General features: G+C 65.8%; 25 protein-coding genes. 10 read left to right on the top strand and 15 right to left on the bottom strand.

Going from position 1 to position 25923, the window contains the following annotated elements; genetic code table 11:
• Positions 1-20: 20 nt before the first annotated feature.
• Both ACKY0W_RS00705 and ACKY0W_RS00700 read right to left on the bottom strand, forming a co-directional pair.
• On the bottom strand, positions 21-653 hold the full coding sequence (locus ACKY0W_RS00705) for an Mce protein (protein ID WP_409435968.1): 633 nt from the start codon (positions 651-653) through the stop codon (positions 21-23).
• 139 nt (positions 654-792) lie between these two features.
• Positions 793-1338, bottom strand: coding sequence for a hypothetical protein (locus ACKY0W_RS00700; protein ID WP_409437905.1), 546 nt, complete (start codon positions 1336-1338; stop codon positions 793-795).
• A gap of 425 nt (positions 1339-1763) precedes the next feature.
• On the opposite strand from ACKY0W_RS00700, the gene ACKY0W_RS00695 reads away from it, so the two are divergent.
• From ACKY0W_RS00695 to ACKY0W_RS00650, 10 genes are all read left to right on the top strand, one after another.
• Positions 1764-2633 carry an MlaE family ABC transporter permease gene (locus ACKY0W_RS00695; protein ID WP_406758890.1) on the top strand — a complete coding sequence of 290 codons (870 nt, stop codon included), beginning with the start codon at positions 1764-1766 and terminating at the stop codon, positions 2631-2633.
• A 1-nt stretch (position 2634) separates the two neighbouring features.
• Positions 2635-3492, top strand: a complete 858-nt coding sequence (locus tag ACKY0W_RS00690; protein ID WP_406758889.1) for an ABC transporter permease — start codon at positions 2635-2637, stop codon at positions 3490-3492.
• 1 nt (position 3493) lies between these two features.
• On the top strand, positions 3494-5062 hold the full coding sequence (locus tag ACKY0W_RS00685; protein ID WP_409435967.1) for an MlaD family protein: 1569 nt from the start codon (positions 3494-3496) through the stop codon (positions 5060-5062).
• Entirely contained in the window at positions 5059-6138 is a 1080-nt protein-coding gene (locus ACKY0W_RS00680) for an MCE family protein (protein WP_409435966.1), read from the top strand. Before ACKY0W_RS00685 ends, ACKY0W_RS00680 begins: the two co-directional genes overlap by 4 nt.
• Before the next feature lie 57 nt (positions 6139-6195).
• Positions 6196-7248: an MCE family protein gene (locus ACKY0W_RS00675; RefSeq protein WP_409435965.1), complete on the top strand. Its 1053-nt coding sequence runs from the start codon at positions 6196-6198 to the stop codon at positions 7246-7248.
• A 110-nt stretch (positions 7249-7358) separates the two neighbouring features.
• Positions 7359-8450 (top strand): MCE family protein, encoded by a 1092-nt coding sequence (locus ACKY0W_RS00670; RefSeq protein WP_409437904.1) that lies wholly within the window; start codon positions 7359-7361, stop codon positions 8448-8450.
• 38 nt (positions 8451-8488) lie between these two features.
• On the top strand, positions 8489-9700 hold the full coding sequence (locus ACKY0W_RS00665) for an MCE family protein (protein WP_409435964.1): 1212 nt from the start codon (positions 8489-8491) through the stop codon (positions 9698-9700).
• Positions 9697-10947, top strand: coding sequence for an MlaD family protein (locus ACKY0W_RS00660; protein WP_409435963.1), 1251 nt, complete (start codon positions 9697-9699; stop codon positions 10945-10947). The genes ACKY0W_RS00665 and ACKY0W_RS00660 overlap by 4 nt, the downstream gene beginning before the upstream one ends.
• A 19-nt stretch (positions 10948-10966) precedes the next feature.
• A complete protein-coding gene (locus ACKY0W_RS00655; protein ID WP_409435962.1) occupies positions 10967-11572 on the top strand; it encodes an Mce protein in 606 nt (201 codons plus the stop codon).
• A 10-nt stretch (positions 11573-11582) separates the two neighbouring features.
• Positions 11583-12368 (top strand): mannan-binding protein, encoded by a 786-nt coding sequence (locus tag ACKY0W_RS00650; RefSeq protein ID WP_409435961.1) that lies wholly within the window; start codon positions 11583-11585, stop codon positions 12366-12368.
• Positions 12369-12391: 23 nt separating this feature from the next.
• Here ACKY0W_RS00650 and ACKY0W_RS00645 read toward each other — a convergent pair whose 3' ends face one another.
• From ACKY0W_RS00645 to ACKY0W_RS00585, 13 genes are read right to left on the bottom strand one after another with little or no spacing between them, the layout of a single operon-like run.
• The gene (locus ACKY0W_RS00645; RefSeq protein WP_409435960.1) at positions 12392-13060 is read right to left on the bottom strand and encodes a YoaK family protein; all 669 of its coding nucleotides are present in this window, start codon (positions 13058-13060) and stop codon (positions 12392-12394) included.
• Positions 13061-13089: 29 nt separating this feature from the next.
• On the bottom strand, positions 13090-13815 hold the full coding sequence (locus tag ACKY0W_RS00640) for a mammalian cell entry protein (RefSeq protein ID WP_409435959.1): 726 nt from the start codon (positions 13813-13815) through the stop codon (positions 13090-13092).
• Positions 13782-14330 (bottom strand): mammalian cell entry protein, encoded by a 549-nt coding sequence (locus ACKY0W_RS00635; protein ID WP_409435958.1) that lies wholly within the window; start codon positions 14328-14330, stop codon positions 13782-13784. The genes ACKY0W_RS00640 and ACKY0W_RS00635 overlap by 34 nt, the downstream gene beginning before the upstream one ends.
• Complete coding sequence (locus tag ACKY0W_RS00630; protein ID WP_409435957.1) at positions 14327-15283, bottom strand: RDD family protein; 957 nt, start codon at positions 15281-15283, stop codon at positions 14327-14329. The genes ACKY0W_RS00635 and ACKY0W_RS00630 overlap by 4 nt, the downstream gene beginning before the upstream one ends.
• Positions 15280-15936, bottom strand: coding sequence for a hypothetical protein (locus ACKY0W_RS00625; protein WP_046189173.1), 657 nt, complete (start codon positions 15934-15936; stop codon positions 15280-15282). Before ACKY0W_RS00625 ends, ACKY0W_RS00630 begins: the two co-directional genes overlap by 4 nt.
• The gene (locus ACKY0W_RS00620) at positions 15906-17498 is read right to left on the bottom strand and encodes an MCE family protein (RefSeq protein WP_409435956.1); all 1593 of its coding nucleotides are present in this window, start codon (positions 17496-17498) and stop codon (positions 15906-15908) included. The genes ACKY0W_RS00625 and ACKY0W_RS00620 overlap by 31 nt, the downstream gene beginning before the upstream one ends.
• Positions 17492-18643, bottom strand: a complete 1152-nt coding sequence (locus ACKY0W_RS00615; protein ID WP_409435955.1) for an MCE family protein — start codon at positions 18641-18643, stop codon at positions 17492-17494. The genes ACKY0W_RS00620 and ACKY0W_RS00615 overlap by 7 nt, the downstream gene beginning before the upstream one ends.
• A gap of 17 nt (positions 18644-18660) precedes the next feature.
• Complete coding sequence (locus tag ACKY0W_RS00610) at positions 18661-20226, bottom strand: MCE family protein (protein ID WP_409435954.1); 1566 nt, start codon at positions 20224-20226, stop codon at positions 18661-18663.
• Positions 20223-21827: an MCE family protein gene (locus tag ACKY0W_RS00605; protein WP_409435953.1), complete on the bottom strand. Its 1605-nt coding sequence runs from the start codon at positions 21825-21827 to the stop codon at positions 20223-20225. Before ACKY0W_RS00605 ends, ACKY0W_RS00610 begins: the two co-directional genes overlap by 4 nt.
• Positions 21824-22852, bottom strand: coding sequence for an MCE family protein (locus ACKY0W_RS00600; protein ID WP_409435952.1), 1029 nt, complete (start codon positions 22850-22852; stop codon positions 21824-21826). Before ACKY0W_RS00600 ends, ACKY0W_RS00605 begins: the two co-directional genes overlap by 4 nt.
• On the bottom strand, positions 22849-24060 hold the full coding sequence (locus ACKY0W_RS00595) for an MCE family protein (protein WP_046190985.1): 1212 nt from the start codon (positions 24058-24060) through the stop codon (positions 22849-22851). The genes ACKY0W_RS00600 and ACKY0W_RS00595 overlap by 4 nt, the downstream gene beginning before the upstream one ends.
• Positions 24061-24065: 5 nt before the next feature.
• Positions 24066-24935, bottom strand: coding sequence for an ABC transporter permease (locus ACKY0W_RS00590; RefSeq protein ID WP_047320359.1), 870 nt, complete (start codon positions 24933-24935; stop codon positions 24066-24068).
• A 1-nt stretch (position 24936) separates the two neighbouring features.
• On the bottom strand, positions 24937-25674 hold the full coding sequence (locus tag ACKY0W_RS00585; protein ID WP_109413487.1) for an ABC transporter permease: 738 nt from the start codon (positions 25672-25674) through the stop codon (positions 24937-24939).
• Between the last annotated feature and the right edge of the window lie 249 nt (positions 25675-25923).

Genomic DNA, 25923 nt, shown 5'->3' with positions numbered 1-25923 from the left:
CGGCGGGCCGCCGCCACCGCTTAGGGCATCTCCACCTTGGCGGCCAGCCAACGGCCTTTCACCTTCTCCATGGTGATCACGATGCGGCTGCGGTCGATCTGCGCCTGGGGGGTGGTCTTGTTGCTCACCGCCTGATCGACGAACAGCAGCACCTCGACCTTGTTCTTGCTGGCGGATTTGACCGCCGAGTCGATGACGGTGCCGTGCGCGGACGCCTTGTTGTCGATCAGTAATTGGCGCAGCTGTTCACTGGATGCGCTGTAGACATCCTTGAACTCCCCGGTGGCTCCGTCGAGGATTTCGGCGAAGTTCTTGTCGATCGCGGTGGGGTCCACACTGGTGAGCACCAGGGTGTACTTCTGGGCCGCCTCGAGTGCCTCTTCGGCGGCAACCGTGCGCTGGTGGTGAGCGAACAGCAGCCAGCCCTCGTAGGTCGCCCCGATCAGGCCCAGCGCCAAGACCGCCGCGGCGATCCGCCGCCGGTTCGGTGTCAGGCCGCGTTCCTTGGGCTCGTCGGTTCCCTCAGCGATCTCGCCGGCGGCTGCAGTCTCGGCGGACTCGGCAGCCTCGGTTACCTCGGTGGCCTCGGTGTCGACGGCCTCGACCGCCGGTTCGACGTGGTCGGCCGCTTGCTCGTCCTCACGGTCCGACACCTGAACTACCTCTCGTGGTCCGCCTGCTGGGGGCCATCCGGCCGCAACGCCCCCCGAACCTACCCCAACCCGCTCCGGCGGGTTCTCGCTTGATGGCGGCGACCTGACCGGCCGGCGGCGCCGCGCCTGCAATCGCCGTCTAGGTGCAGGCCCGGGAATTCCGCAAGGCGTTGGCCCATCCGATCGCGGAGTCGATGTGGGGGCGCGCGAAGCCGGCCGGCTGTTTCTTGCGCATGCTGTCGGCGATGCGGGACAGCTGAAACAGCACGCCGGTCAGCTGTTCTCCGCCGTAGATCGGCGAGTAGGGGCCGAAGTTGTCCGGCGTGTTGCGGATGGTCAGCGGCTGAAGTCGTGGCCCCAAGAAGCCGGTCGACCGGTCGATGTTGGCCACCACCGCATCCGCCTGCGACTGAACGCCCGCGTAGACGTCGCGGTGGTCGGCAAGGTTGCCGTTGAAGGCGTTGATCTGTCCCATCAGCGGGTCGAACTGCGTGTTGAACCACTGGCACGAATCCGACATGCCGCCGATCATCTCGGGCGTCACCTGATAGGTGAAGGTGCTGTACGGCCAGATGTCCATCCGCGGAGACCAGTCGCTGGGCGCGGGGGTGAACCCTGGAAGCGCCGGCGGTTGATCCGGATCGGCGACGGCGGAATCTGGTGCCACCACTGCGGCGACTGCCATCGCACACGCGACTGTGGCAGCGATCTGGGTCCACCCTGCCCGCTTCGGCACCGTCTCGATTCCCTTCAACGCGTCGCGCTTGTCCCGGTCGAGTATCGCCATCGCCACCCGCACGCGGATGCCAAAACCACGAAAACGCGTGCTACTGGCCGGTAACCCCGCCATAACCGGAGTCATGTTGCCTGAAGCGCCCTTGCCGGGGCATTGTGTCCGACATCATGTCCGGATGAAAGGTCGCGGCGAGACCCCATGAGCTCCTCCCCATTGGTAGCCATGCGTATCCTTTCTATCTACCCACCAGTTGGTCCGAGAAGTTCCGAACCCTACCGCGGAGTAAGAACGCTGACTATGGTGGCCGCCATGGATCATCTGCCGTACACGCGCTCGGCAACCTCAGGTGATCTCACGACCACGATCGGCGACAAATGACCACCCAGGACGACCGCGACCTCGCAGCCGAGGCGCCGCTCGACGGTGTGGCAGCAATCCAGGACTGGACCGCCGGGTATGTCAACCGCCACCCACTGGCCTCGCTGACCACCGTCGGCGAGCAGTGCGTACTGGCGGTGCGCACCGTGCAGTACTTCTTCTCCGACCTGTTCGGCGGCCGATTCCAATGGGGCGAGTTCGTCCGCCAGAGCGCCTTCATGGCCAACACCGCTGTGCTGCCGACGGTTTTGGTCGCATTGCCGATCGGGGTCACGCTCTCCATTCAGTTCGCACTGTTGGCCAACCAGGTCGGCGCCACTTCGCTGGCCGGCGCGGCTGCCGGGCTCGCCGTCATCCGGCAGGCCGCATCCTTGGTGGCGGCCATGCTGATGGCCGCCGCGGTCGGGTCGGCCATCACCGCCGACCTGGGTTCGCGAACCATGCGCGAGGAGACCGACGCCATGGAGGTGATGGGCGTCTCGGTGATCCGTCGGCTGGTAGTCCCCCGCTTCGCCGCGGCCATCATGATCGGCGTAGCGCTGACCGGAATCACCTGCTTCGTAGGCTTTTTGGCCAGCTACCTGTTCAACGTGTATTTCCAGAAGGGCGCGCCAGGCAGCTTCGTGGCCACGTTCTCCTCGTTCGCCACCACCGGCGACATGATCGTCGCGCTGATCAAGGCCGTGGTCTACGGCGCGATCGTCGCGGTGGTGTCCTGCCAGAAGGGACTGTCCACCCGCGGCGGTCCGGCCGGCGTCGCCAACTCGGTGAACGCTTCGGTGGTCGAGTCGATCCTGGTCCTGATGATCGTCAATGTCGGCATCAGCGAGCTCTACAACGTGCTCTACCCACGGACGGGGCTGTGAGATGACCGCGTCCTCCTATGTCCCGGCATTCGCGCGCCCGCTGCTGCGCGCCTACCGGATGGCGTCCGAGCCGACCATCCGCTTGGGACACATGCTGGTGTTCTTCGGCCGCGCCGCGGCCGGTGTTCCGACCGTTCTACGTCACTACCGCAAAGAGTTTCTGCGGTTGCTCTCCGACATCGCCTGGGGCAACGGCTCCATCGTGGTGGGTGGCGGCACCGCTGGGGTGGCGATCGTCCTCGGCTTCACCGCCGGCGCGCTGGTGGCGATCGAGGGCTACAACTTTCTGAATCTGCTGGGGCTGGGGCCTGCGACCGGCATCATCTCCTCACTGGTCAACACCCGCGAGCTGGCACCGATCATGGCCTCGATGGCGTTCGCGATGCAGGCCGGTTGCCGCTTCACCGCGCAGCTCGGCGCCATGCGAATCGCCGAGGAGATCGACGCCCTCGATTCGATCGCGATCCGGCCCATTCCATTCCTGGTCACCACCCGACTGCTGGCCGCGACCATCGCGGTGATCCCGCTCTACGTGGCCTGTCTGGCGATCACCTACCTGACCTGCCAGCTGGTCACCGGCATCATCGGCGGCGGCTCCATCGGCCCATACATGCATTACTTCACAATGATGTTGAGCGGCAAGGACATCGTCTACTCCGTGCTCAAGTGCGTGGTGTTCGTGTGGCTGGCCTCTACCGTGCAGTGCTACTACGGCTTCTACGCCTCCGGCGGACCCGAAGGGGTCGGGGTGGCCGCGGGCCGCGCCATGCGCGCCAGCATCACGATCGTGATCATGGTCAACATGCTGCTGACGATGGCGCTGTGGAGCATCGACGCCGGCGCAAGGTTCGGTGGCTGACATGACCAATTCGCTGGACACCGACGGACGCGGCCCCTCCGAACACCAACTGCTGGGCGCGGGGATCGCGGTCCTGCTGGTGATCGCGCTGACCACCGGAGGCCTGTTGGCCAAGTCCACCGGCATGCTCAACTCCTACGTGCGGGTGGTGGCCGACCTGATCAACGTCGGCGACGGGCTGCCCGCCCAGTCCGACGTCAAGTACCACGGGCTGTTGGTCGGCAGCGTCACCGACGTGATCCCGGCCGCCTACGGCAAACCCAACTACGTACACATCAACCTCAAACCCGATTACGCCAAAGACATTCCGAGCTCGGTGACCGCCCGAGTGGTGCCGTCCAACGTCTTCGCGGTTTCGTCCATTCAGCTGGTCGATTCCGGCAACGGCGGGCCCACCATCCGCAACGGCAGCCACATCGCCGAGAACGGTGAACTGTCGACGGTGATCTTCCAGACCACCGTGTCCAAACTGCGCGACATACTCGCGGCCACCGGCCGCGGGCGCGAAGACCACAGTCTGGGCATCCTGGCCGCCGTCGGCGCGGCCACCGACAACCGCCGCGTCAAATTGCTCAACACGGCAGGGCAGATGTCCCGCCTGCTCGATCAGCTCAACAGCATCGTCGCCACCGAGCCCGGACCGTCGACCGTCTCGGCCCTGCTCGATGCCACCCATGGCCTGCAGTCCACCGCTCCCGACCTCGTCGACGCGCTGCACCAGGCCGTCGAACCGATGCGCGCGTTCGCCCAGAAGCGGGCCGAGTTGGCCTCGTTGGTCTCCGGTGGCCAGCACACCGTGGGTGTGGCCCGGGAAGCCCTCGACAATCACATCGACCAACTGATCCAGATCACCCACGACCTCACGCCCGTCATCGGCGTGCTGGCCAACAACGCCGACAAGTACGTCCCGATCTTCACCAGGGTCAATCGGCTCTCCGACAAGTTCTTCGACCAGCTCTACGATCCCAAGTTGATCACCCGGAACATGCGGGCCAACCTGTCTTTCACCCCGCTGCACACCTACACCCGGGCGGACTGCCCGCAGTACGGCGACGTGAAGGGACCGAGCTGCTACACCGCGCCGATGATCTCGGTACGGCCCGAACTGCCCGAGACACTGCTGCCGCAGAACTACCACTTCCCGGCCGGCCTCGAGCCGCCGGCAGGCACCGAGATCGGCCCGGATGGGAACCTCCGTGCCGTCGGACCGCCCCTGGTCAACCCGAATCGCAGCCTGGAGGACACCAACCCGCCGCTGCCCTGGTGGACCGGGCCCTTCCCGCGGGTTCCCAGCAACGCCGACCCGCTTGACCCTGCTCCCCCGCCCCCGCCGAGCCCGCCGATCCCGGCCCAACCCCACGCACCGGAGTGGCAGCCGGCGGCGCCGGCGTCCTTCGGCGGCAACGTCGGACCGGTCGGCAGCCAGGCCGAGCGCAATCAGCTCGGTCTGATCACCGGGCAACGCGAGCCGGCATCGGTGGCCACGCAGTTGCTGCTCGGCCCGGTCGCGCGGGGCAACGCCGTCTCTTGGGCCCCAGCCGGCCCCGCCAACACGGGAGGCCACAAGTGACATTCCGCGGACCGCTGATCGGCCTCTCCATCTTCATGGTCGTTTCGACGGTGCTGACCTGGCTGGTCTATGCCACGCTGCGCCGCGATGTGGCCGGATCCACGACCCCGTACGCAGCCATGTTCACCGATGTATACGGCCTGCGCGAGGGCGACGATGTCCGGATGGCTGGGGTGCGGGTGGGCCGGGTGGAGAAGGTCGCCCTGGACGGGAAGCTGGCGAAAGTCTCGTTCATCGTCCAGAACGACCAGAAGCTGTACGGCAACACCGTCGCCTCGGTGACGTACCAGAACATCATCGGCCAGCGTTATCTCGGGCTGTCGCTGGGCACACTCGGTACCAGCGAAGAGCTGCCCCGCGGCAGCGTGATCAGTGTGGAGCAGACCGATCCGTCCTTCGACGTCGGCGCCCTGCTCAACGGCTTCAAACCGTTGATGTCGCTGCTGGACCCCAAGCAGGCCGACGATCTGACCCGGGGTGTCCTGGAGTCGCTGTCGGGCGACCAGGCCTCGATCACCGCGCTGGTGGATCAGTCGTCAACGCTGACCGCGACGCTGGCCGGGCGCGACGAGGTGCTGGGGGACCTCATCACCAGCCTGAACAGGCTTACCGGCACCATCGCCGGACAGAACGATCAGTTGGACCACGCCCTGACCCAGGCCCGCCGAGCGGTCACCGATCTGGACTCGCGCCGCCCGGCGTTGCAGTCCTCGGTCGGTTCCTTGGCTCAGACGACTCGGCAGCTCGCACGGATCGCCGACGAGGTCTTCCCATCCTTGGAAGAGATGATCAACCGGGAGCCGGGTTTCACCAAGCACATGGCCGGGATCGAACCGCAGTTGGCGTTCACCGGTGCCAACCTGCCGCTGATGCTCAAGGGCCTGGGCCGGGCATTCGGGGATGGCGCCTACGGCAACGCCTACCTCTGCGACCTGAACGCCACGGGATTCTTCCCCGGCTTCAACGACATCACCACGATCATCGTCAACGCAGCCACCCCCGGCAATGCTCGGCCGATAACCCGGGAGAACCTGGCATGGCACTCGCCCCGATGCAGGAACACAGTCGATGGATAGCGCCATGACGATGCAGAGCGAAGCGATGAGGAGGAATGGCGCCATGGGTGGAGCGCCATGACCGCACGGGCCAAGAAGTTCTTCCGCGAGTGGCGCACCCGACCGCTGGAGTCCTACAACACCACGTGGCTGGGGTTCGGGGCACTGGCCATGGTGGGGATCGTGGTAGCCGGGGCACTGTTCGTCAAGCTGATCGGCTTCGGCTATTCCCGCTACACCGCCGAGTTCGCCCAGGCGGCCGCGCTGGCCCCCGGCAACCCGATCATGGTCGCCGGCATCGAGGTGGGCCGGGTAACGAGCATGCGACTCGCCGGGGATCACGTGGTGGCCGGGCTGACCGTGCGCAACGACGTCCCGCTCGGTAAGGACACCCGGGCCAAGATCCAGGTGATGACGATCCTCGGGTCGCGGTATCTCAAGCTTGAGCCCGACGGCCCCGGCTCGCTGCCCGGCAAACGGATCAACCTCGCCCACACCGAGGTGCCCTACTCGCTGGAGTCCCTGCTGGAGGACGCCACCACCACATTCGACCAGATTGACTCCGACCAGTTCGGGCAGTCCCTGGCCGTACTCGGCCAACAGCTGAGCGGACTGCCCCCGGTGATTCCGCAGGCGATGGCCAATCTGCATGCGCTGTCCAAGATCACCGCCGATCGACGCGATCAGCTCGGCACCCTGCTCGCCAGCACCCAGCGGGTGGCCAACACGCTGCGCAACCAGCAGACGAATCTGGGAAACCTGGTTGATCAGGGTCAGGACTTCCTCGGGGAATTGGTGGCACGGCAGAACACCTTCCACGCCATGCTGGCCGCGCTGACCAGCCTGGTGGGCCAACTCAACAACGTCGTGGTCACCGACCGATCGATGCTCGACGACATGCTGGTCAACCTGCGGGCGCTCTCGGACATGCTCGGCCAGCACGACGACCTGCTGCGCAGTCTGATCCAGTCGGCGCCACCAACCCTGCGCGGTATCACCAACGCCACCGGTTACGGCCCGGGCATCGAGTTCTTCGCCGGCAACGGCATTGCGATCGACTCGTGGATGTGCGCCATCAGCGGCCGCGCCAAGCAGTTCGGCATGATCGAGTACTTCAAGGACTGCAAATGAGCGCGACACCGACCACCGCGGCAGACGATCCGATCGAGGAGCCGACGGACATCGACTCCGCGACGCGCGAGCCCCAGCCGGTAGCAGCCCGAAAGAGCCGTCGTCGCGTCATGGCGCTGGTGACAACGCTGCTCGCCGGTGCACTGATCATCGCGGTCGTGGCCGGCTCGCACCTCAACCCGTTCGGCGGACACATCACCGTCACCGCCCAATTCGACAGCGCCGCAGGGCTGTACGAAGGCAACGTGGTCGCCGTGCTCGGCATGCCGGTGGGCAAGGTCAAGAAGGTCACGCCGAAGGGCGAATACGTTGAGGCGGAGTTCACCGTCGACCGCGGGGTGAAGGTCCCTGCCGACGTGAATGCCGTGACCATCAACACCTCGATCCTCACCGCGCGGCAGATCGAGCTGACCCCGGCGTATTCGGGCGGCCCGGTGTTGGCCGACCGAACCACCATCGGGCTGAACCGCACCCGGACACCGGTGGCATTCGATCGCGTGCTGGACATGCTCGACAAGGTGTCCAAATCACTCGGCGGCGACGGCAAAGGCAATGGGCCCGTGGCCGACGTGATCAACGCCGGCGCCGACATCGCCGACGGCAACGGCGAGAAGATCAAATCGGCACTGAGCGAGTTGTCCCGGGCATTGCGGCTCAGCTCCGACCAGGGTGAGGCGACCGGCGATCAGCTGACCACGATCATCACCAATCTCAGCTCGCTGATGGACGCGGCGGCCCGCAATGATGCGAAGCTGCGTCAATTCGGCTCCACCACACGTCAGTTGAGTCAAATGCTTGCCAACGAGGACTTCGGGACCGGGCGCACGGGCCGCAAGTTCAACGAGATCGTCACCCAGGCGACATCGCTGCTGCAGGCCAACCGCGACAACCTCAAGCAGAGCATCCTCAACGGCGATACCGCCGTGACCACCCTCGTCGAGAAGCAGCGTGACCTGGCGGAGCTCATCAACGTGTTGCCGCTGACGATGGAGAACCTCTACAACGCCGTCGACACCAACAACGGGGCGGTCCGCCTGCACGCCCTGGTCGACAAGATCCTCGTCGACAGCCAAAGCACCAAGGAACTGTGCAACATGATGCATCTGCGGCAATTGGGCTGCGGCACGGGAACCTTGGCCGACTACGGTCCGGACTTCGGCCTCACCTATGTCCTCGACGGCCTTTCGATGATGGGACAGTAGCCGTGACATCACGATCGAAGCGGACACCGAGGACCGCCATGGCACTGCTGTGCAGTGCGGTCGTCGCGTCATCAGCGGTGGGCTGCGGCACCAGTGGCCTGGACAGCCTCCCGCTGCCGGCTCCTGGTATCGGCAGTGGTGGATATCTGATCACCGCGGTTTTCGCGAACGCGCTCAACCTGCCTGGGCACGCCAAGGTGAAGCTCTCCGGCGCCGACATCGGCCAGATGGAGTCGATGGTCGCGCGCAACTACACCGCGGTCACCACGCTTCGGATCATGGACGGTGTCCGAATTCCGGTGGGCAGCACCGCTGAATTGCGGTCGGCGACTCCGCTCGGCGATGTGTTCGTGGCGATCAAGCCGCCGGTCCCGGTCGACCAGTCGGCGCCGCTGCTGAAGGGCGGCGATGCCATCGGACTGGAGTCCACCATGTCGGCTGCCACCGTGGAATCGGTGCTGAGCTCGGCGGCGCTGCTGGTAAACGGCGGCGCCGTGCAGAACTTCACCAATATCGTCAACGGCGCCGGGAAGGCAACCGGTGACCAGGGCAAGGCGTTCGGAAAGCTGATCAACCAGTCCAACGATCTACTGGCCAAGCTCAACGCCCGCTCCGGTGAGATCGAGACGGCACTGCGCGAGACCAGCCGGCTCGCCGACCAGCTCGATTCCCGCAGCGCCGCGCTCACCGACGTGCTCAACGCGGCGGGACCGGCGACCGACACGCTGGTGGACAACACCAGCCAGATCGCCGACCTGGTCGAGCAACTGGGTGCGACCAGCCGACAGCTGGCCCGGTTCCCGTCCATCGCCGGGACCGACGATTCCGGACATAGCTTCATCAAGGACGCCAACATCCTCGCCGGCGCCTGGAATGACGTGGCCACCGATCCCAGCACCAGCCTGGCCGCCCTGAACCGGCTTATGGCCCCGTTCATCAAAATGACGGCCGGTTCGGGTGTCTCGGTGCACGCCAGCGTCGACCGCCTGGTGTGGGGTTCGATGCCCGACGCCGGGTTCAAGGGCGACCCGGCCTTCCACGGCCCGAAGCGCTACGACTGGGCAAAGATGGCCGGATCGATCAAGTACGCGCTGTGGCGGCTACAAGAGCGGGTGGTGGGTCGCGGCCCGGACACCGACATGGGCCAGGCTCCGTGGACGGCGGTTGGTCCACCGATACCGCCCACACCGGCGGAGGTCGAGATGGAAGATTCCGCGCCCGGCCCGCTGATACCGAGGCCGACGCCATGATCGACGCACTCAGTCGCCAGATCGTAGCCCTGGTCCGCGCCGGCTACCGGCGGAAGAACCTGCTGTCCGGGCTCGCGTTGGCGACAACCCTGGTGGTGGCGGTGTCCTATCTGCTGGTGGGCGCACTGCGGGTGAATCCGGCCCGATCCACTTACCAAATCACCATCGCACTGCCCGATTCCGGCGGCCTGCTCACCAATCAGGACGTGTCGGTGCGTGGCGTCCCGGTCGGCCGGATCGAGTCACTGCGCGTCACGCCTAACGGCGTAGACGCGGTCGCCAACATCAACTCGAAGGTCAAGATTCCTGCGGCCAGTCCCGTGCGCGTCTCCGGCCTGTCGGCCGCCGGCGAGCAGTACATCGACTTCGAGCCCCCGTCGAGCTCCGGTCCGTTCCTGTCCGCCGGCAGCGTGGTCTCCCGGGATCGCGCGACGACTCCGATTCCGATCTCGCAGTTGCTCGCCGACGCGGACGGCATGCTGGCCCAGACCGATCCGCGCAAACTCGATCTGATCAAGTCCGAACTCAGCCTCTCCGACGAGGGCCCGCGCAAGCTGACCGACATCGTCGACGGCGGGTCGTTCCTGCTGTCCACGCTGGATTCGGTGCTGCCGGAGACAGTGAGCCTGCTGAAGTCGAGCCGGGTCGTGCTGACCATGCTCAGCGACGTCAACAACGGCATGGCCGCAACGTCGAACAACCTCGACAAGGTGCTCAAGGGCATCAACCCGATGATCGGTGGGTACCACCGACTGGTGGACCAGGCGCCAGGGATGCTGACGCAGGTCGACGGGCTCTTCGACGACAACTCCGACACTATGGTGGGCCTGCTGGGCAATCTGGTCACCCCGGCTCAGCTGCTCTACGTGCGGACTCCGGCGCTCAACGCACTCTTCCCCAACTACCGGGGGTCGACGGTTGAGGCGCTCAGCTCGGCCATCCATGAGGATGGGATGTGGGCGACGGTCGATATCTATCCGCGCTACACCTGCGACTACGGAACACCCCGGCGGCCCCCGTCGCAGGCGGACTACCCGGAACCGTTCCTCTATGGCTACTGCCGGGACACCGATCAGTCCGTGCTGGTGCGCGGTGCCCATAACGCGCCACGTCCGCCGGGCGATGACACCGCGGGCCCGCCACCGGGTGCGGACCTGGCGGCGACCACGGATCCGACACCCAAGGGCCGCTACACCATTCCCACCCCGTACGGCGGTCCGCCACTGTTGATCGAACCGCCTCGCTGATGCTCAAGGAGATATCGCGGTGAGCACCGCCGACGAACCGACCACCGAAGCCACGCCCGAGGACGTGGAATCCACGGCGGTAGAGCCGGAGTCGAAGGCCGTCGAAGAGGCGGTCGTGGCCACCCCGGTGGAGAAAGCCTCCGCGCCGGATCGCAGACGTCGGGACCTGTTGCCGATCGCGGCCACCTATCTGGCCGTGTTCGGGTTGGTCATCGGTCTTGGATGGCAACTGTGGCAACAGCATCGGATCTCCGCGGCGCAAGCCGCTGGACGCGATGCAGCGGTGGACTACGCCCAGGTGTTGACCAGCATCGACTCGAATAAGGTCGACGATGACTTCTCTACCGTGCTCAACGGTGCCACCGGGGAGTTCAAGGACACCTACACCAAGGCCAGCGTCCAGCTTCGGCAGCTGCTGATCGACAACAAGGCGACTGCACAGGGCACCGTGGTGGAGTCGGCCGTTCAGTCCAGTTCCACAGACAAAGTGGTGGTCCTGTTGATGGTCAACCAGACGATCACCAACACCACGCGTCCCGACCCGCGGGTAGACCGCACCCGAATGAAGATGACGATGCAGAAGGTCGACGGCCGGTGGCTGGCGAGCAAAGTCGAATTGCCTTAGGAGAGAAGCTATGTGGGCGACCCGGCTATTGACGGGATTGCTGGCAGCGGCACTTGCGGTATCTGCGGCGCCCGCGGCCGACGCTTCGGCGCCGTCGTTCTGCAGCGGGTTGGGCGGCAACTGGGACGGGCAGTACTGCGCCACCGACGTGCATTCCGAGCGGCTGGCCACCCGCTATATCCGGATGGCGGTGCCCGGAGATCTGGTCGACCACCCGGTCGCCGGGCCTCCGATCCGCGACTACCTGTCGAAGCTGTTCGCCAATTGGCGCAGCAAGGGCGCCTCCATGGTCGCTGACAGCTGGGGGAACGAGAACTACCAGATCTTCCAGCACGGCAACGCGTTGACCGCGGTCTTCCACGAGGACTACCACTCCGACGGCCCGTACATCAACAACGCCTACCGGACTTTCACGTTCGACATGGGGGCCGGTGGCCGGCAGCTGCAGTTGGCTGACATCACCAAGCCCGGCATCGACCCGCTGGCGATGATCCCGCAGCTCGGCGAGCCCTACATCGTAGAGGCGCTGGACCGCGCGTTCTGGGAACACCGCCCGGGGGACTACCCGTTCGTCCCGGAGCGCTTCACGCCCGACAAGGCCTTCTCCGGGGGCTACCGGTCTTGGGCGCTCACCCCCGATGAGCTGATCTTGTACATGCCCGACTACCCGGTCAGCCATGACAGTCCGATCCAGTACAACCAGATGCAGTGGTACATGGACGGCGGCAACGTCCAGGCGCACATCCCGCTTTCGGCGCTCAGCTCGATTCTGCGCCCGGAGTACGGCGGGGCATGAGCCCGTTCGGCGCGCGGAAGCCGCTAGCCGTACCGGAATAGCGCCAGGCTGACCAGTACCACTGCCCCTGCCATGGCGATGATCGGCGCCACGACGATGGGGGTCAACGTCGCGCCGACGACGGCGCCGAGGATCATCACGAAGACGACGCCGTAGCGTAGCTTTCCGCGTTCGCCGGTCCCACCGGCCAACCGGCTGTCCACCCCGATACCGACGATCGTCGAGGTGAGCACCGTGGTGTAGAGCTCCTGGATGCCAAATTGGCGGGCGGTCGAGTTCTGCACACCGAAGGCGACCGCGAGGCCTGCGATCAAGAGCAACTTGCTGGTGCCGTCGTAGTGCAACACACCCATTCCGGCGAGGGCGGCCAGCACCAACAGCATCACCGCCTCCAGACCGAGCGCAATGCTGATCCAGTCCCGGGGTCGCTGTTCCCCGAAGATCCGAAACAGCCTCCCCCCGATGACCGCGCCGAGAAGGAAGCCCGCGACCGCGACGACCGCGGCGGTCAGATCGAACCCGGTACCGGGGACGAACAGGAACCCCAGGAAGATCGCATTGCCGGTCATGTTCGCCACGAACACCCGCCCGAGCACCAACACACTGACCGCGTCGACCAGACCCGTGGCGAAGGTGAGCAGAAGCAACGCGACCACGGTGCGCCGCTGCGACAACGGCGACGCGATCGGCATGCTCCCCCGCTACCTTCGCCCGGCCTGCGCTAGCCCTGGAGACGTGGAGTGAGGTCGAGCGAGGTGATGGTGGGCATCCGGGTGACCACCCATCGGTTCTGGTCGCGCTTCATGAACAGCCGATAGGTCAGGTACTTGATCTGCGGGATCGATTTGCTCAGTTCACTGGTTGCCGTGGTGTTGGTGTAAACGATCACCGTCGCCTCGGGACCATCGAGGGTCTCGACGGCCGCTCCGACGATCTCGGTGGTGTCGGTGACCCTCGCCTGCTTGTTGCTGTCCGCGATCGCGTCTATGAACTTGCGGTACTGGGCTTCCAGGTCGCCGCTGAGATAGACCGAGGCCCGATCCGGAAGGGAATCCATGTTTTCCGGGGTGTAGTTCCACAGCGTGTGGATCGCCCTGGCCGCGGTCCGGGCGATGTCGAGTTTGGTCGCCACCTCTGCCCGGTCGATGAGATACGGCTGGGCTGCGGCACCCGCGAACGCGGCGGCGCCCACGAATGCCGCCGCCGAGACCGCAACCGCAAGCCGCACACCGAACTTGCGCCGGCCAGGGCGCTTGTCCTCCACCGGATCGGCCTCGACCGTGTCCTCGGTCGCGGCCTCGGCTTCGGTCTCCGACTCCGCCTCGGTGCCCTCGGCTGTCGACTCAAGGTCGTCCGTAGGTTCAGCGGAGGGATCGATCTCCGGATCGACCTCGGCCCCGGAGGACTCGTCGGTCACAGCACCTGGTTCAGATTGCTGATCTTCCATTGGTCCCCTTCCTTCTGCGCTGTCGCGAGCCAGCGGGTTGCCACCTTGACGTCGTGCTTTCCGTCCGGTGACTTTCCGCTGTTCTCGACGGCCACCAGCAGACTGACGCTGCCATCGTCGTTCCACCGTTCAACACCGGCCGCGGTCACCGTCCCGGTGGTCGGCTCGCTGCGCGCCACGGCGATCAGGATCTGATTCGCCTTCTCCTGGTACTGCTGGGCGAAGTCGCCGACGGCATGGTCCATGACACTGGCGAGGTAGTCATTGGCGTGGAACGGGTCCGGCGAGGTGAACATCGTCATGAACGATGCGACCGCGTCCCGTGCCTCGAGATTGCGCAGCACCGTCCGCCGGTGTTGTTCGTGGGTCACCAACGTCGCAGCGCACACCGCGACGGCGGCAGCAGTCACCACCAGCGAACTCGCGATCACCACCGGCAGCCGTCTGCGCCGTGGCACCGCCCGGTCGACGAACAGCGGTTGCCCTTCGGTGGGCACGCGGCGGCGCGGGCTCATCTGTCCCCCTCGGCGGGCAGCGGCTTGCTGACGACAGCGAGATCGTCGACGCGCCAGATTCCCGATTTCTGCACGAACATCACCTGGACGGTAGCGCTGATCAGGCGTTCCTTGCCCGGGGTGCCGCGCTGGCCCTGCAAGAACAGCAGCATGGTGGCGCGATGCGGGGCGGAGTTGAGCACCGCTGCATCGGTCACCCGGTAGAAGTTCGGAACGGGGTTGGCGTCGCGGATCGCGTCCTGCTGAGGAACCAGCTGCTGGCGATACTTCTCGGTGGCCAACGACTGCGCGCGATCGAAATCGTCCTGCAGAGTCTCGGGGTCGTAGGACAACATGTCCGCCACGATCTTCGGGCCCTGCCGGGCGATCTCGGCTTGGGCCAGATCCGACTTGTGATCATTCTGGTAGACCACGGAGTACGCCGTGCCGGCGGCGACGAGGCTCAGGGCGGCTGCGGCCACGAACACCGCAACCGTGACGGATCGGATGTTTGTCGGTGGCTGCCGCTCTACGGCCGGACGAACCTCGGTACGCGCCAGCACGTCGGCGAAGGTGCGTCTCCGTCGGTCCCGCAACGGCCAGAGCCAGCCCAGTAGAACCGGCACGGTGTCGAGCAGGTGCGCAATCTCGCGCAGCAACAGTCGGCCCACGCCGACAGCCGGGGCAGACCCTTCACCGCCGCGCACCACTTCGATTCCGGTGAACGCGCGGCCGAGGCTCCACCCCTTGAGCGCCGGCAGAATAATCCGGTTGACCTCGGTAGCCAGGAATGCCAGGGCGCCGACCATGGTCGCGAGCCACCGCCACAGTCCACCGGACGGGAAGCACAGCGCGGCCATGCCCATGGTCACCATCACGGCCGACCCCGGCAGCAGGTCGATTCCCAATGCCGTGGCGCGGGTTTTCCACCTGGCCGGCTCGGGACGCGGCGGGTCGGCCACTGTGTCGGTCACTTGGCCACCTGGTCGAGCCTGCCGATCCGGTACTGGCCGTCATCGCGGACCATCTGGACGCGCAGCCGGTAACCGACCTCTCGGCCCTTGGCCTCGATGTTGTCGACCTTGATCCGGAAGGCCACCAGGATGTCGACCGAGCCATCGGGGTTGTTGCGCTCCACCGCGGCGCCCATCTCGGTCAGCTCGACGTGGACCTTCGCCGCCTGATAGGCGGGCGGAAGAATCTGGGCGTACAGCGCTGCCTGGGTGCGGAACTCCCCGGCCGCACAGTTGAGCATCTTCTCCTGGGACAGCGACACATCGCCGGTGTCCGGGACCTGGGTCACGAGTACACAGGCTTTGGCCGCCTCAAGGGCTTCGGCGTTGTCGCGGGCCAGTTGCTGGCTTGTCGCGTGGTCACGTAACCCAACGAATCCCGCGGCCACCAGGCCGGCTGCCAACAGCAGTAACAGCACACAGATACCCGCCTGCTGGCGACGGCCGAGACGCGACGGTGCCGGTCCGGCGTCTACCGCCACCGAGTCGGTCGACTCCTCCGGAGCTTCCTGCTCCGTGTCCGCCACCGCGTTGTCAGCGTCCTCAGCCGAGGTCTCTGCGGTCTGCTGGTCCTCGTCCGTGCTCAGCGGAACGGTGCCAGCATCCCCTTCCATGCGTCGTCTCCTATGTTCATCGAGTTCTCGACGGAGTATTCGACGCCGTCTGGCCCCACCGCCTGGCCACTCTGCGGATTGTAGATCGCGGCTGGCCCCCCACCGGGGGTGTAGATGCAGGGGTTCGGTTGTTGCCCGTTGCACTGCACGCTACCGGTACCCGGCCGAGACAGCGGGTCGCTGGTCGGCGGGGGGGTTGCCGGGACCATATCCGCAGGTAGCGGATTCAGGCCGGTGTTGACCGACGGCGCCGGAATCACGTGACCCGGCTCGACCGGCTGGTCACAGCGAGCGCCCAGGGCCGGGCAGTTCCGGATCTGGTTCGGGTCGCCGTACCAGGGGTTGGTGCCCAGCGGGACGTACGGTTTGTCGCTGCGGCATTCCTTCGGTGTGGGAGCCCGCTTACCGGGCACGTCCACACACGGGATGTTGCGCACGCCGCGCACGTTGTTGGCCGGGGTGTCCTGCGGAATCCGGCAGGAGACGTCGGGCAGCTCGGCAGGGCTGGTGTCGGCGAACGCCCGCCACTCCGATGCCGGCAGATAGCCGGTCAGACACGGCGGTGGGGTGTTCAGGCTCAGGCCCGGAACCGGCACCGGGAAGATCGGTCCGGGGAACGCCCCGAGTGCCACGCCCAAGGATGCGCGACCGGGGTAGGTCGAGCTCACCGTCTGGATGATGGAGCCGGCCTGCGGCAGGAACACCAACACCTGCTCGGTGTTCCGGTTGTAGCGCTTGGCCATCTCGGTCAGGATCGCCATGTTGGCCATCACCTGCGGCAGGCTGTCCTTGGTCTCGCTGAACACGGTGTGCACCTGGTCGATCAGCGGCGGCAGCTCAGAGACGATGTGTTTCACCGTGTCTTCTCGGCTGGCCGCCTGACTGGCCAGAACGTTCAGGTTGCGCGCCCATTGATGAATGGCGTCACCGGTTTGAGTCTGACTCTCGATGATCGGCGCCGACTTCTCCACGATGTCGTCCACATCGGCGAGGTTCGTCTTGAAGTCGCCAACGATGGCCTGCGTCGCATCGACGAGGCGCTGCAGGGACGGGCCCAGCCCGCCCACGGCCGTCGCGGTCTCGTCGAGCAGGGCCGAGATCTTGCCGGCCGGCAAAGCCGCAAGCCCGCGGTTGGCGGTGTCCAGCGCCGGCCCGATCGCCGCCGGGACGGTGCCCGTGGTGATGGTCTGGCCCTGTTTCAGGTACTGACCCGGGTTACCGGTCGACACCAGATCCAGATACTGCTCACCGATCGCTGATACCGAGTGCACGTTGGCGCTGGCGTCGACGGGGATCTTGTACTTGCTGGAGATCTGGAAGGTGGCCTGCGCACCGGTCTCGGTCGGTTCGACGCTCGTGACCCGGCCGATGATGGTGCCCCGGTAGGTGACGTTCGCGGTCTTGTACAGGCCGCCCGCCTCGGGAAGATCCGCCTTCAGCGAGTACTGGCCCACGCCCGCCAAGGTCGGCAACCGCAGGTAGTAAACGCCCAACACCAGCAGGGCCACAGCGGTCAAGACGCTGAAGATGACCAGTTGACGCTTGATCTGAGGTTTCAGCAATTCCGGTCAGCCCTTTCCACATACGGACCGCCGGGTGCGGTAGCCGGGTTCGGCGTGTACCGAACGTCCGGAATCATCTTCGCCGGGTCGTGGCCGAAGGACTGCTCCAACGCCCGCAGCATCCCGGAGAAACCGGTTCCGGTCAGGATCGCGTTGTCGATGGACGCGTAGGTGAGGTCAACCACCAGCGAGGTGTTGATGAAGTCGCCGCGGACGGCCTTGAAGGCACCGTCGACGTGATACGGCGCGGTGATCATCACCTGCAACAGGTCGGGCAGGTACGGCGACGCCTTCCGCAGTTCCCGTCCCGGGCACTGGAATGACGTCAAGACCTTGTGCAGGTCGGACCGCGTGGGTGCGATGTGCTGGTTGACCTGGGTGCCCATCGCGCCCAGCGCCTCGACCGCGTTGATGAAGATCCCCTGCTGCGCGTTGAAGTACTTGAACAGCGGCGGGAAGTCCGTCAGGGCCTTCTCGATGCTGTCGTTGTGCGCACCGAAGTAGCTCAGCAACCGGTTGCTCGAGTCGATCGCCCGGGTGATGTCCTCACGCTGGTCGTTGAGGTTGCCGATGAACGTGTCCAGCTTGGTCAGGAACGCGTGGATCTGGTCGGCCCGCCCGGTGGACAGCGCGGCGAACTCCGTGGTGATGGTGTCCAGATCCGACAACCCACCGCGCTGCAGCAACAGCGCCAGCCCGGCCAGCGTGCGTTCGATCGTCGGGTATGACGTCGAGTTGCTCAGTCCGATCGTGTCGCCGTTGCGGAGTTCACCCTCCGGGTTGTCGGGTGCCTTCAACTCGATGTGCTGCGAACCCAGCAAGCTGGTCTGGCCGATCTTCGCCGTGGCGTTGCGCGGCAGATGAACGTCCTTGTTCAGCTTCAGCTTCAGCGTGGCGACCCAGTTCTTGAGCTCGATCCGCTCGACCGCGCCGACGAAGACGTCGGCGACCAGGACGCGGCTGTTGCCGTTGAGCGCCAGGGTGTCCGGCACCTGGACATACACCGTGTAGGCACCGGCACCACTACCCGGACCACCCGGCAACGACACGTTGGCGATTCCGCGCCAGCTGCTGCAGGACGTCAGCGTCAGGGCGGCCATCAGCAGCACCAGCGCCTGCCAGCCGCGGCGGCTGACCGTGTTCATCGCTGTCCTCCGTCTCATCAGCCGTCACCTCGCGGCGCCATCGGTGCCACCGGCCCCGGAATCACGTTCGGGCCCGGCGGGGGCGGCGCGATCGGCGCCTGACCCGCAGGTAGACCGATGAACGGCAGCGGACCGGCGGACTCGTCGTAGGAGTTCGGCGGGCCAGGCGGCGTCTGATACTGCGAGTCGACCGGGGCCGGGTCGGGGCCACCCATCAACTGCGCCAGCGACTCCGGGGTCAGCAGTCGCGCCGTGTCATGACCGGGCTCCACACCCTGCATCCCGGGCGCGGTGATCCAGCCCGGCTGGGTGTTGCGGTGTGACGTCGGGGTGTCAGGCACCCAGATGCCCGGGACGGTGGTGTCCTTGTACCCCGGTGGCGGCTGCAGCCGCGGCTCGGAGTAGGCGATCTGCTTGGGCGTGGTGTACGCGTTGGTCCAGATGTTGATACCGAACGGCAGGTAGTTGAACTTGATCGCGTCGGCCACCGGTGCCAGGTATTCCGCGCACAACTCCGCGGAGTCCTGGTAGCCCAAGCGGCTGCCCGCCTGAATCGCGCTGCAGATGAACTGCATCGGGTTCGCGAAGTTCACGATAACCGGGGAACCGAGGACCATGCCCTGCGCCGGGTGGTAGATCTCGTCCACACCCGCCAGCACATTCGGCAGGATGTGCAGCGCGGTCTCGAAACCGTCCAATGCATCCGGTTGCGTGATCGCCGTGGTCACCTCGGCCACGTTGTTGATGCTCTTTACCAACGGCTTTGCGTTCTGGTTCAGGAACGCCTTGATGATCGTCATGGTGGCGTAGAACTGGTCGGTAGCCGTTGCCAGTGCCTGGTCGGTGCTGTTCAGGTTGCTGGTGAACTTGGCCAGGTCATGGTTCAGCGCGACGAACTGCTGGTCGTTGTGGTCCAGCGCCTTGACGAACAACGACAAGCTGCGCACCACCGCGAAGAAATCCCCGCGGCCCTTGTTCAGTGCGGTCAGCGCATCCGACAGGCTGTTGAACGCCGTATTGATCTCCTGGCCCTTGCCAGACAGTCCATCGGCGAACGATTCGATGGCGTCACCGATGGGCCCCTTCGGCTGCTCGGCCGTCGGACCCAACTTGTTGATGATGTTGGTGACATCGTTACGCAGCGTGTCCCACTCGACCGGGACCTCGGTGCGCTCCTCCGGGATCACGGCCTTGTCGGCCAGCACCGCCCCGCCCCGGTACGGCGGCTCCAACTGAATGGTCCGCGATGCCACCAGCGTCGGGTTCAAGATGATCGCCTTGGCGTCGGCGGGCACCTTGTACTTGTTGTTGAAGTGCAGGGTGACCTTCATCTTGTCGCCGGCCGGCTCGATCTTGTCGATCGCGCCCACCCGGACACCCATGATCTGTACCGCGTCGCCGGGGTACAGCGCGTCGGTCTGCGGGAAGTAGGCGACGACACTGGTGCTGTTCAGCTTGCGGAAGAGCTGCATGCCCCCGAAGCCGGCCACCAGCGCCAGCGCCAGCAGCAGCGAACCGACGATCATCGTCGACCGGGACCGCTCCGGCAGTCGCAGGTTGCGAACATCAAAGACGGTACTCACGGCCGCTCACTCCCTCTTGCGCCACCGCCGCCACCAGGCTGACTGTTGCCACCTTCGCCGGGCGTGATGAACGGTGCCGGTAGCTGGTTGCCGGGTCCGGGCGGAGCCGGCGGACCGGGTGCCCGGGGTGCCGGCGGCGGTGCCGCGCCCGGGTTGGCGGGAGCCGGACCGGCGATCGGGCCCATCGGCTCGGAACGCCCGCCGGGGTTGGCGTCGGGCATTGGGACCGGGGTACCAGGGACCACCGGCGGTGTCTCGCCCGGACGGCCCGCGATCGAGATGCCCGGCGAGGACGGGATGCCATCGGGGTTTGCCGGCGAGACCAACACATCGGTCGGGCCCGGGTACGGTCCGCTGCGACCGAACGGGCCATCATTCGGGTCCAGGTTGGCGCATGGCAGCGGGTTGCCCGGGGTCGGGAACATGCCCGCAGCCGGTGCGTAGGAACACGGCGATCCGGGTGCGACGGCCGGCCCGGGGTGCTCGGGGGTGCCCTCGATCACCTGCGGAGCAGGCGGCGGTGCACCATTGGCGAACCTGGTTCCGTTGGGGTCGGGGTAGCGGAATTCCGGCAGCCCGGCGTTGCGCCAGAATTCCTCCGGCGAGATGCCGCGCTTCTTGAAGGCTGAGTCGACCCAGGGCTGCAGGATCCAGTACGGGATCAGGTTCAGGGTCGAGACCTTGAAGTACGGCCCCGAGGCGATCGCGTCGTTCACGATCGTCAGGTACCTGCCCAGGATGGTGAACATCTCCCTGAGGTCATCTTGGCGCCGCACCAACATGTCGGTGATGTTGGAGGCCTCGGTGAAAACATGGTTCAGATCCAGGCCGGGATTGTCGCGGACCAGGCCCTGTACCTGTTCGCCGAAGTAGGCGATGTTGCCCAGCAACGCCGAGATCGCCTGGCTGCGCTGGTTGACTGCCGCCGAGAGGGTCTGAGTATTGCGCAGCAGCGCGTCGATCTGGTTGCTGCGGTCACCGATAACGCTCGCGACCTGGTTGGTCTGTGCCAGCAGGTGGGTGATCTCGTCGTCGCGTTTGCCGATGGTGTCGGAGAACTTCGCGACGCCGTCGAGTGCCTCGCTCAAGTCGGGGTAGGTCTGATCGACCGTCTCCGACAGCACCTTCAACGACTTCTTGACCGTGTCAATGTCCCAGCCGGAGGCGGCTTTGGTGGCGTCGAAGACCGCATCGTAGAGCTGGTAGGGCGTGGTGCTCTGGCCCAACGGCAGGACGGCCTGCGGCGCAATGCGGCGCTCGCCCTTGGGCTCGATCGACAGAACCTTGCGGCCCAGGATGGTGTCGGTCTTGACGCCGATCACGCTGTCGCTGCCGATCGGGTTGGCCCCGACCGAGAACTTCACCAGCACGTGGTCGTTCTCGATCGACAGGTCTTGGACCTTGCCGACGTCCACGCCGGAGATGCGCACCTTGTCACCGGCGGTCAGGCCGCCGGTGTCGGAGAGCTGTCCGAAGTAACTCGGCTCGGCGAAGAGCATTGGCACCGTGGTGAAGGTCTGACCCACCAGGGTCACCAACGCCACTGTGGCGACACCGATGATGCCGATCCGCGCCCGGTTGGGCGGTTCCAGGGTCCTCACTGGGGCGTGCACCTCCCCGTCGGTTGCTGCCACAACCGGACGTTTCGGACCGGACCACCCGGCTGCAAGCCAGGAAGCTTGATGGTCGCGTCGCAGATGTAGAAGTTGAAGAAGTCACCGTAGACACCGGTGCGCCCGATCAGCTTCAGCGCCTTCGGAATCTTCTGCAGCAGCTCGTCGACGTCGTTGAGCCGGTCTGGCGGCTCCGGGCCGGCCACCGGGAACAGGCTGTGCAACTGCGTGCGGTTGTCGGCCAACAGATCCGCCAGGTTGCCGGCGGCGTTACCGAACTCCGCGGTGCCGTTTGCCAGCGGGTCGGCGTGGCTGTTCAAACCCTTGACCAGCTTGTCGAAGTTGTCGACCGTTTCGTCGAAGGTCTGGCGATGCCGGACCGCGGTGTCCAGCACCACGTTCAGGTTCTTGACCACCTCGCCGATGGCCGCATCGCGGTCGGCGATGTGGGCGGTCAGCTGGGCGGTCTGTTGCAGGATGTCGTTGATGGTGCCGCCCTGCCCCTGGAAGACCGTGACGATGGTCGAGGCGATGGTGTTGATCTTTTCCGGGTCCAGCGCCCGGAACACCGGCTTGAATCCGCCGATCAACGCATCCAGGTCCAGCGCCGGCTCGGTACGGGAGGCCGGAATGAATCCGCCGACGGGCAACCGCTGGTCGGCGCCCTCACCCTCGCCCCGCTTGAGCTCCATGTAGCGGTTGCCGATGAGGTCGTCGTAGCGGATCTGCGCGGTGGTCGACTGGAACAGCGGCAATGACCGATCGACGTCGAAGTCCACCACCGCCCGACGACCGCCGTCGACCAGCCGGACCTTCTTGACCTTGCCGATCTCCACGCCGGAGGCGCGGACGAACTGCCCCTGACGCAGGCCGCTGGCGTTGCTGAATTCCGCGGAGTAGTGGGCCGTCCGGTCGAACCGGATCTGCCCGAAGACCACGACGAGGCCGACCGTGAAGAGCAGCAGCACCGAGCCGACGGCGCCGAGTTTGAGGGCGGTTCTGGTGATGTTCATGGGTTGATCGTGTTATCCCCGACTTGGCGACCCCAGACGTAATCAATGGCCAGGGGCGATCCGGTATCAAAGTGGTTGTACGGCGCTTGGCTGACTCCCGTGTCGGCCACCAGGTAAGGCGCCGGCCAGAAGTCGTGGGTGATCTCCTGCCAGCAGCCCGGCGCACCGCCTGGGCCACCGCGTGCGTTGTAACGCGGCAGGTTCTCGGGATAGACGTACGGGTTGGCCGGTCCGACCAGTTCACTGACGGTGTCGAGCGCGTAGCCGTCGCCGCCGAGGAATTCGTAGACCTTGGGCGCGCCCTCGGCGAGGTTGCGGATGGCGCAGAACAACTCCGGGCTGTACTCATCCAGCAGTGCCGAGACCGGGACCAAGTCGGAGAACTGCCGGCGGAAGTACGGCCCGAACCGCTCGGTGACGTCCGCCCCGAGGTTGCCCACCCCGGCGGCGCCCAGCAACGCCGAGTCCAGTTCCTTCTGCTGGTTGGTGATCGTCTTGACCGTCACGACCGAGGTGTCCAAGAAGCCGATCAGATCCGGCGCCCCGTCGGCGTAGACCTCGCCCAGGGTCGCGAAGCCCTTGAGGTCGCGGCGGAACGAAGGCATCCGCGCGTTGACGTCGTCGAGAATCGCATTGCCGTTGACCAGCGATTCGCCAAGCTTGTCGCCCAACCCGGTCAACGCCTCGGCTGCGGCGTGCAGCGTCAGGTTGAGTTTGATCGGGTCGATGTGTTCCGACAGGTTGTTGACGGTCTCGAACAGCGTGTTGAGCTCCGTCGTCACCGAGGTCGCGATGATGCTCTTGCTGGTGATGCGTTCCCGCGCGGGATGCTCCGGGGCCGTCAGCGAGACGTACTTGTTGCCGAACAGCGTGGTCGCCAGGATGTCGGCTTTGACGTTGGACGGGATCAGCTTGATGTATTTGGGGTTCACGTCGAGGGTGAACTTGGCGGCCGGCTTGTTCTCGTACTCCGTCGGCGCAATGGCGGCCACGCGCCCGATCTGGACGCCGTTGTAGGTCACCGGCCCACCCGGATCCATCACCAGACCGGCGCGCGGAGCCACCATGGTCAGCGACGTGGTCTTGGTGAAGGACCCGCGGAACTGGCCGTAGACCAGCCCGCCGATCAGTGCCAGGACCGCGAAGGTCACCAGGCCCGCGATCCGGAACGGCGGGTTGTGCACTTTGTTCTGCTTGCCGGTTGCCATGCCCGTCACATCGTTAGGTTGAAGTTGGGGTCGACGCCGTAGAGCGCCAACGCTGCGAGCAGCACGACTGTGGGCACCGTGATCAGGGACAGGCGCATCGACTGGCCCACGGCGGCGCCGACGCCGACCGGACCGCCACTGGCGTTGAACCCGTAATAACAGTGCGTGACCATGACCACCACCGCGATCAGGATGGTCTCGATGAAGGACCAGAACACATCGTCTGGCCGCAAGAACGTTCGGAAGTAGTGATCGTAGGTACCCGACGACTGCCCGAAGAACAACGTGGTGACGATCTGCGGTGCGGCGAACGCCATGATCAGCGCTAGCGCGTACAGCGGGATGATCACGGTGAAACCGGCCACTACGCGGGTGGACACCAGGTAGGCGATCGAGTTGATACCCATCACTTCGAGGGCGTCGATCTCCTCACTGATGCGCATCGCGCCGAGTTCAGCGGTGGCGCCCGCTCCGACCGTCGCAGCCAAGGCGATACCGGCGTTGACCGGGCCGACTACGCGGACGTTGACCAGGGCCGCGGCGAAACCGGTGTAGGTCTCCACACCGATGTTGCCCAGCGAGGTGAAACCCTGAATGGCGATCAGCGAGCCGCCGGCCAGCATCACGAAGCCCATGATGGCGACGGTGCCGCCGATCACGGCCATGGCGCCGGTGCCCATGCCCAACTCGGCGACCAAGCGCAGCGTCTCGGTGCGGTACCGACGCAGCGCCCAGGGGATCTGCCGGAGGGCGGTTACCGAGAACCAGCCGAGCCGACCGCTCCTTTCGAGCCCGCGGCCGGCCATCCCGACGTAGCGCTGGTAGTTCGCAACCAGCCCGGGAAAGCGGCCCCGAACCACTGTCGATGTCGACATGTCAGGTCCCCGTTCCGAACTTCACGCCGATGGTGGTCAGCACCACGTTCACGGCGAACAACGCAAGCACGCACAGCACGACGGTCTCGTTCACGGCCGTTCCCAGACCCTTGGAGCCGCCGCGGACGGTAAGTCCCCGATAGCACCCGACTAAGCCGGCGATAAGTCCGAAGACACTGGCTTTCACGGTCGAGATGATGACCTCGGGCAGCCCGGTGAGCAGAGTCAACGTCGAGAGATAGGCGCCGCCGGACACGTTCTGCAGGTACACGCCGAAGAGGAAGCCTCCGGTCAGGCCGATCACGATCACCAATGCGTTGAGGAGCAAGGCCACCACGGTCGCGGCGATCACCCGGGGCACCACCAGTCGATGGATCGGATCGATCCCGAGCACTTCCATCGCGTCGATCTCTTCGCGGATGGTGCGCGCTCCCAGGTCGGCACAGATCGCGGTGGACCCGGCTCCGGCGACCACCAGCACGGTGACCAGTGGCCCCAGCTGGGTGACCGCGGCGATGCCCGCTCCGGCACCCGAAACGTCGGCAGCACCGAACTGCGCCAACAGGATATTCAGGGTGAAGACCAGGAGCACGGTGAGCGGAATGGCGACCGCGATGGTCGGAATGATGGCGACGCTGGTGATGAACCAGCCCTGCTGCAGGGTCTCACGCCATTGGAACGGCCGTACGAAAAGCGCACGAGCGGTCAGAGCACACATTCTGAAGAATCCGCCGACCATGATCAGCGGCGGCAGCACCCGATCCCGGAGGAAGTCGGTGACACGAGGACGCGCTGGAGCCGTCACACCACCCCCCTCACTAGAAATCCCGCCGCACGACTCAGCAAGGAACCGCGTCGCACAGTGTCTTCTCCCGTCCGTCGATCAGCGAGACCCGCGTCACCTTATCGGCCCGAAGTGCCCTTGGCGACCATCGGACAATACCTGATGGCTGCGTGAGAGGGGCATCGAACGGTAGGAACCTCCGCG

Source organism: Mycobacterium sp. SMC-14, from assembly GCF_046250075.1.
In the GTDB taxonomy this organism is placed as follows: Bacteria; Actinomycetota; Actinomycetes; order Mycobacteriales; family Mycobacteriaceae; genus Mycobacterium.
The sequence above is the reverse complement of the archived record's forward strand: the minus strand, read 5'-3'. Positions and strand labels throughout refer to the sequence as shown.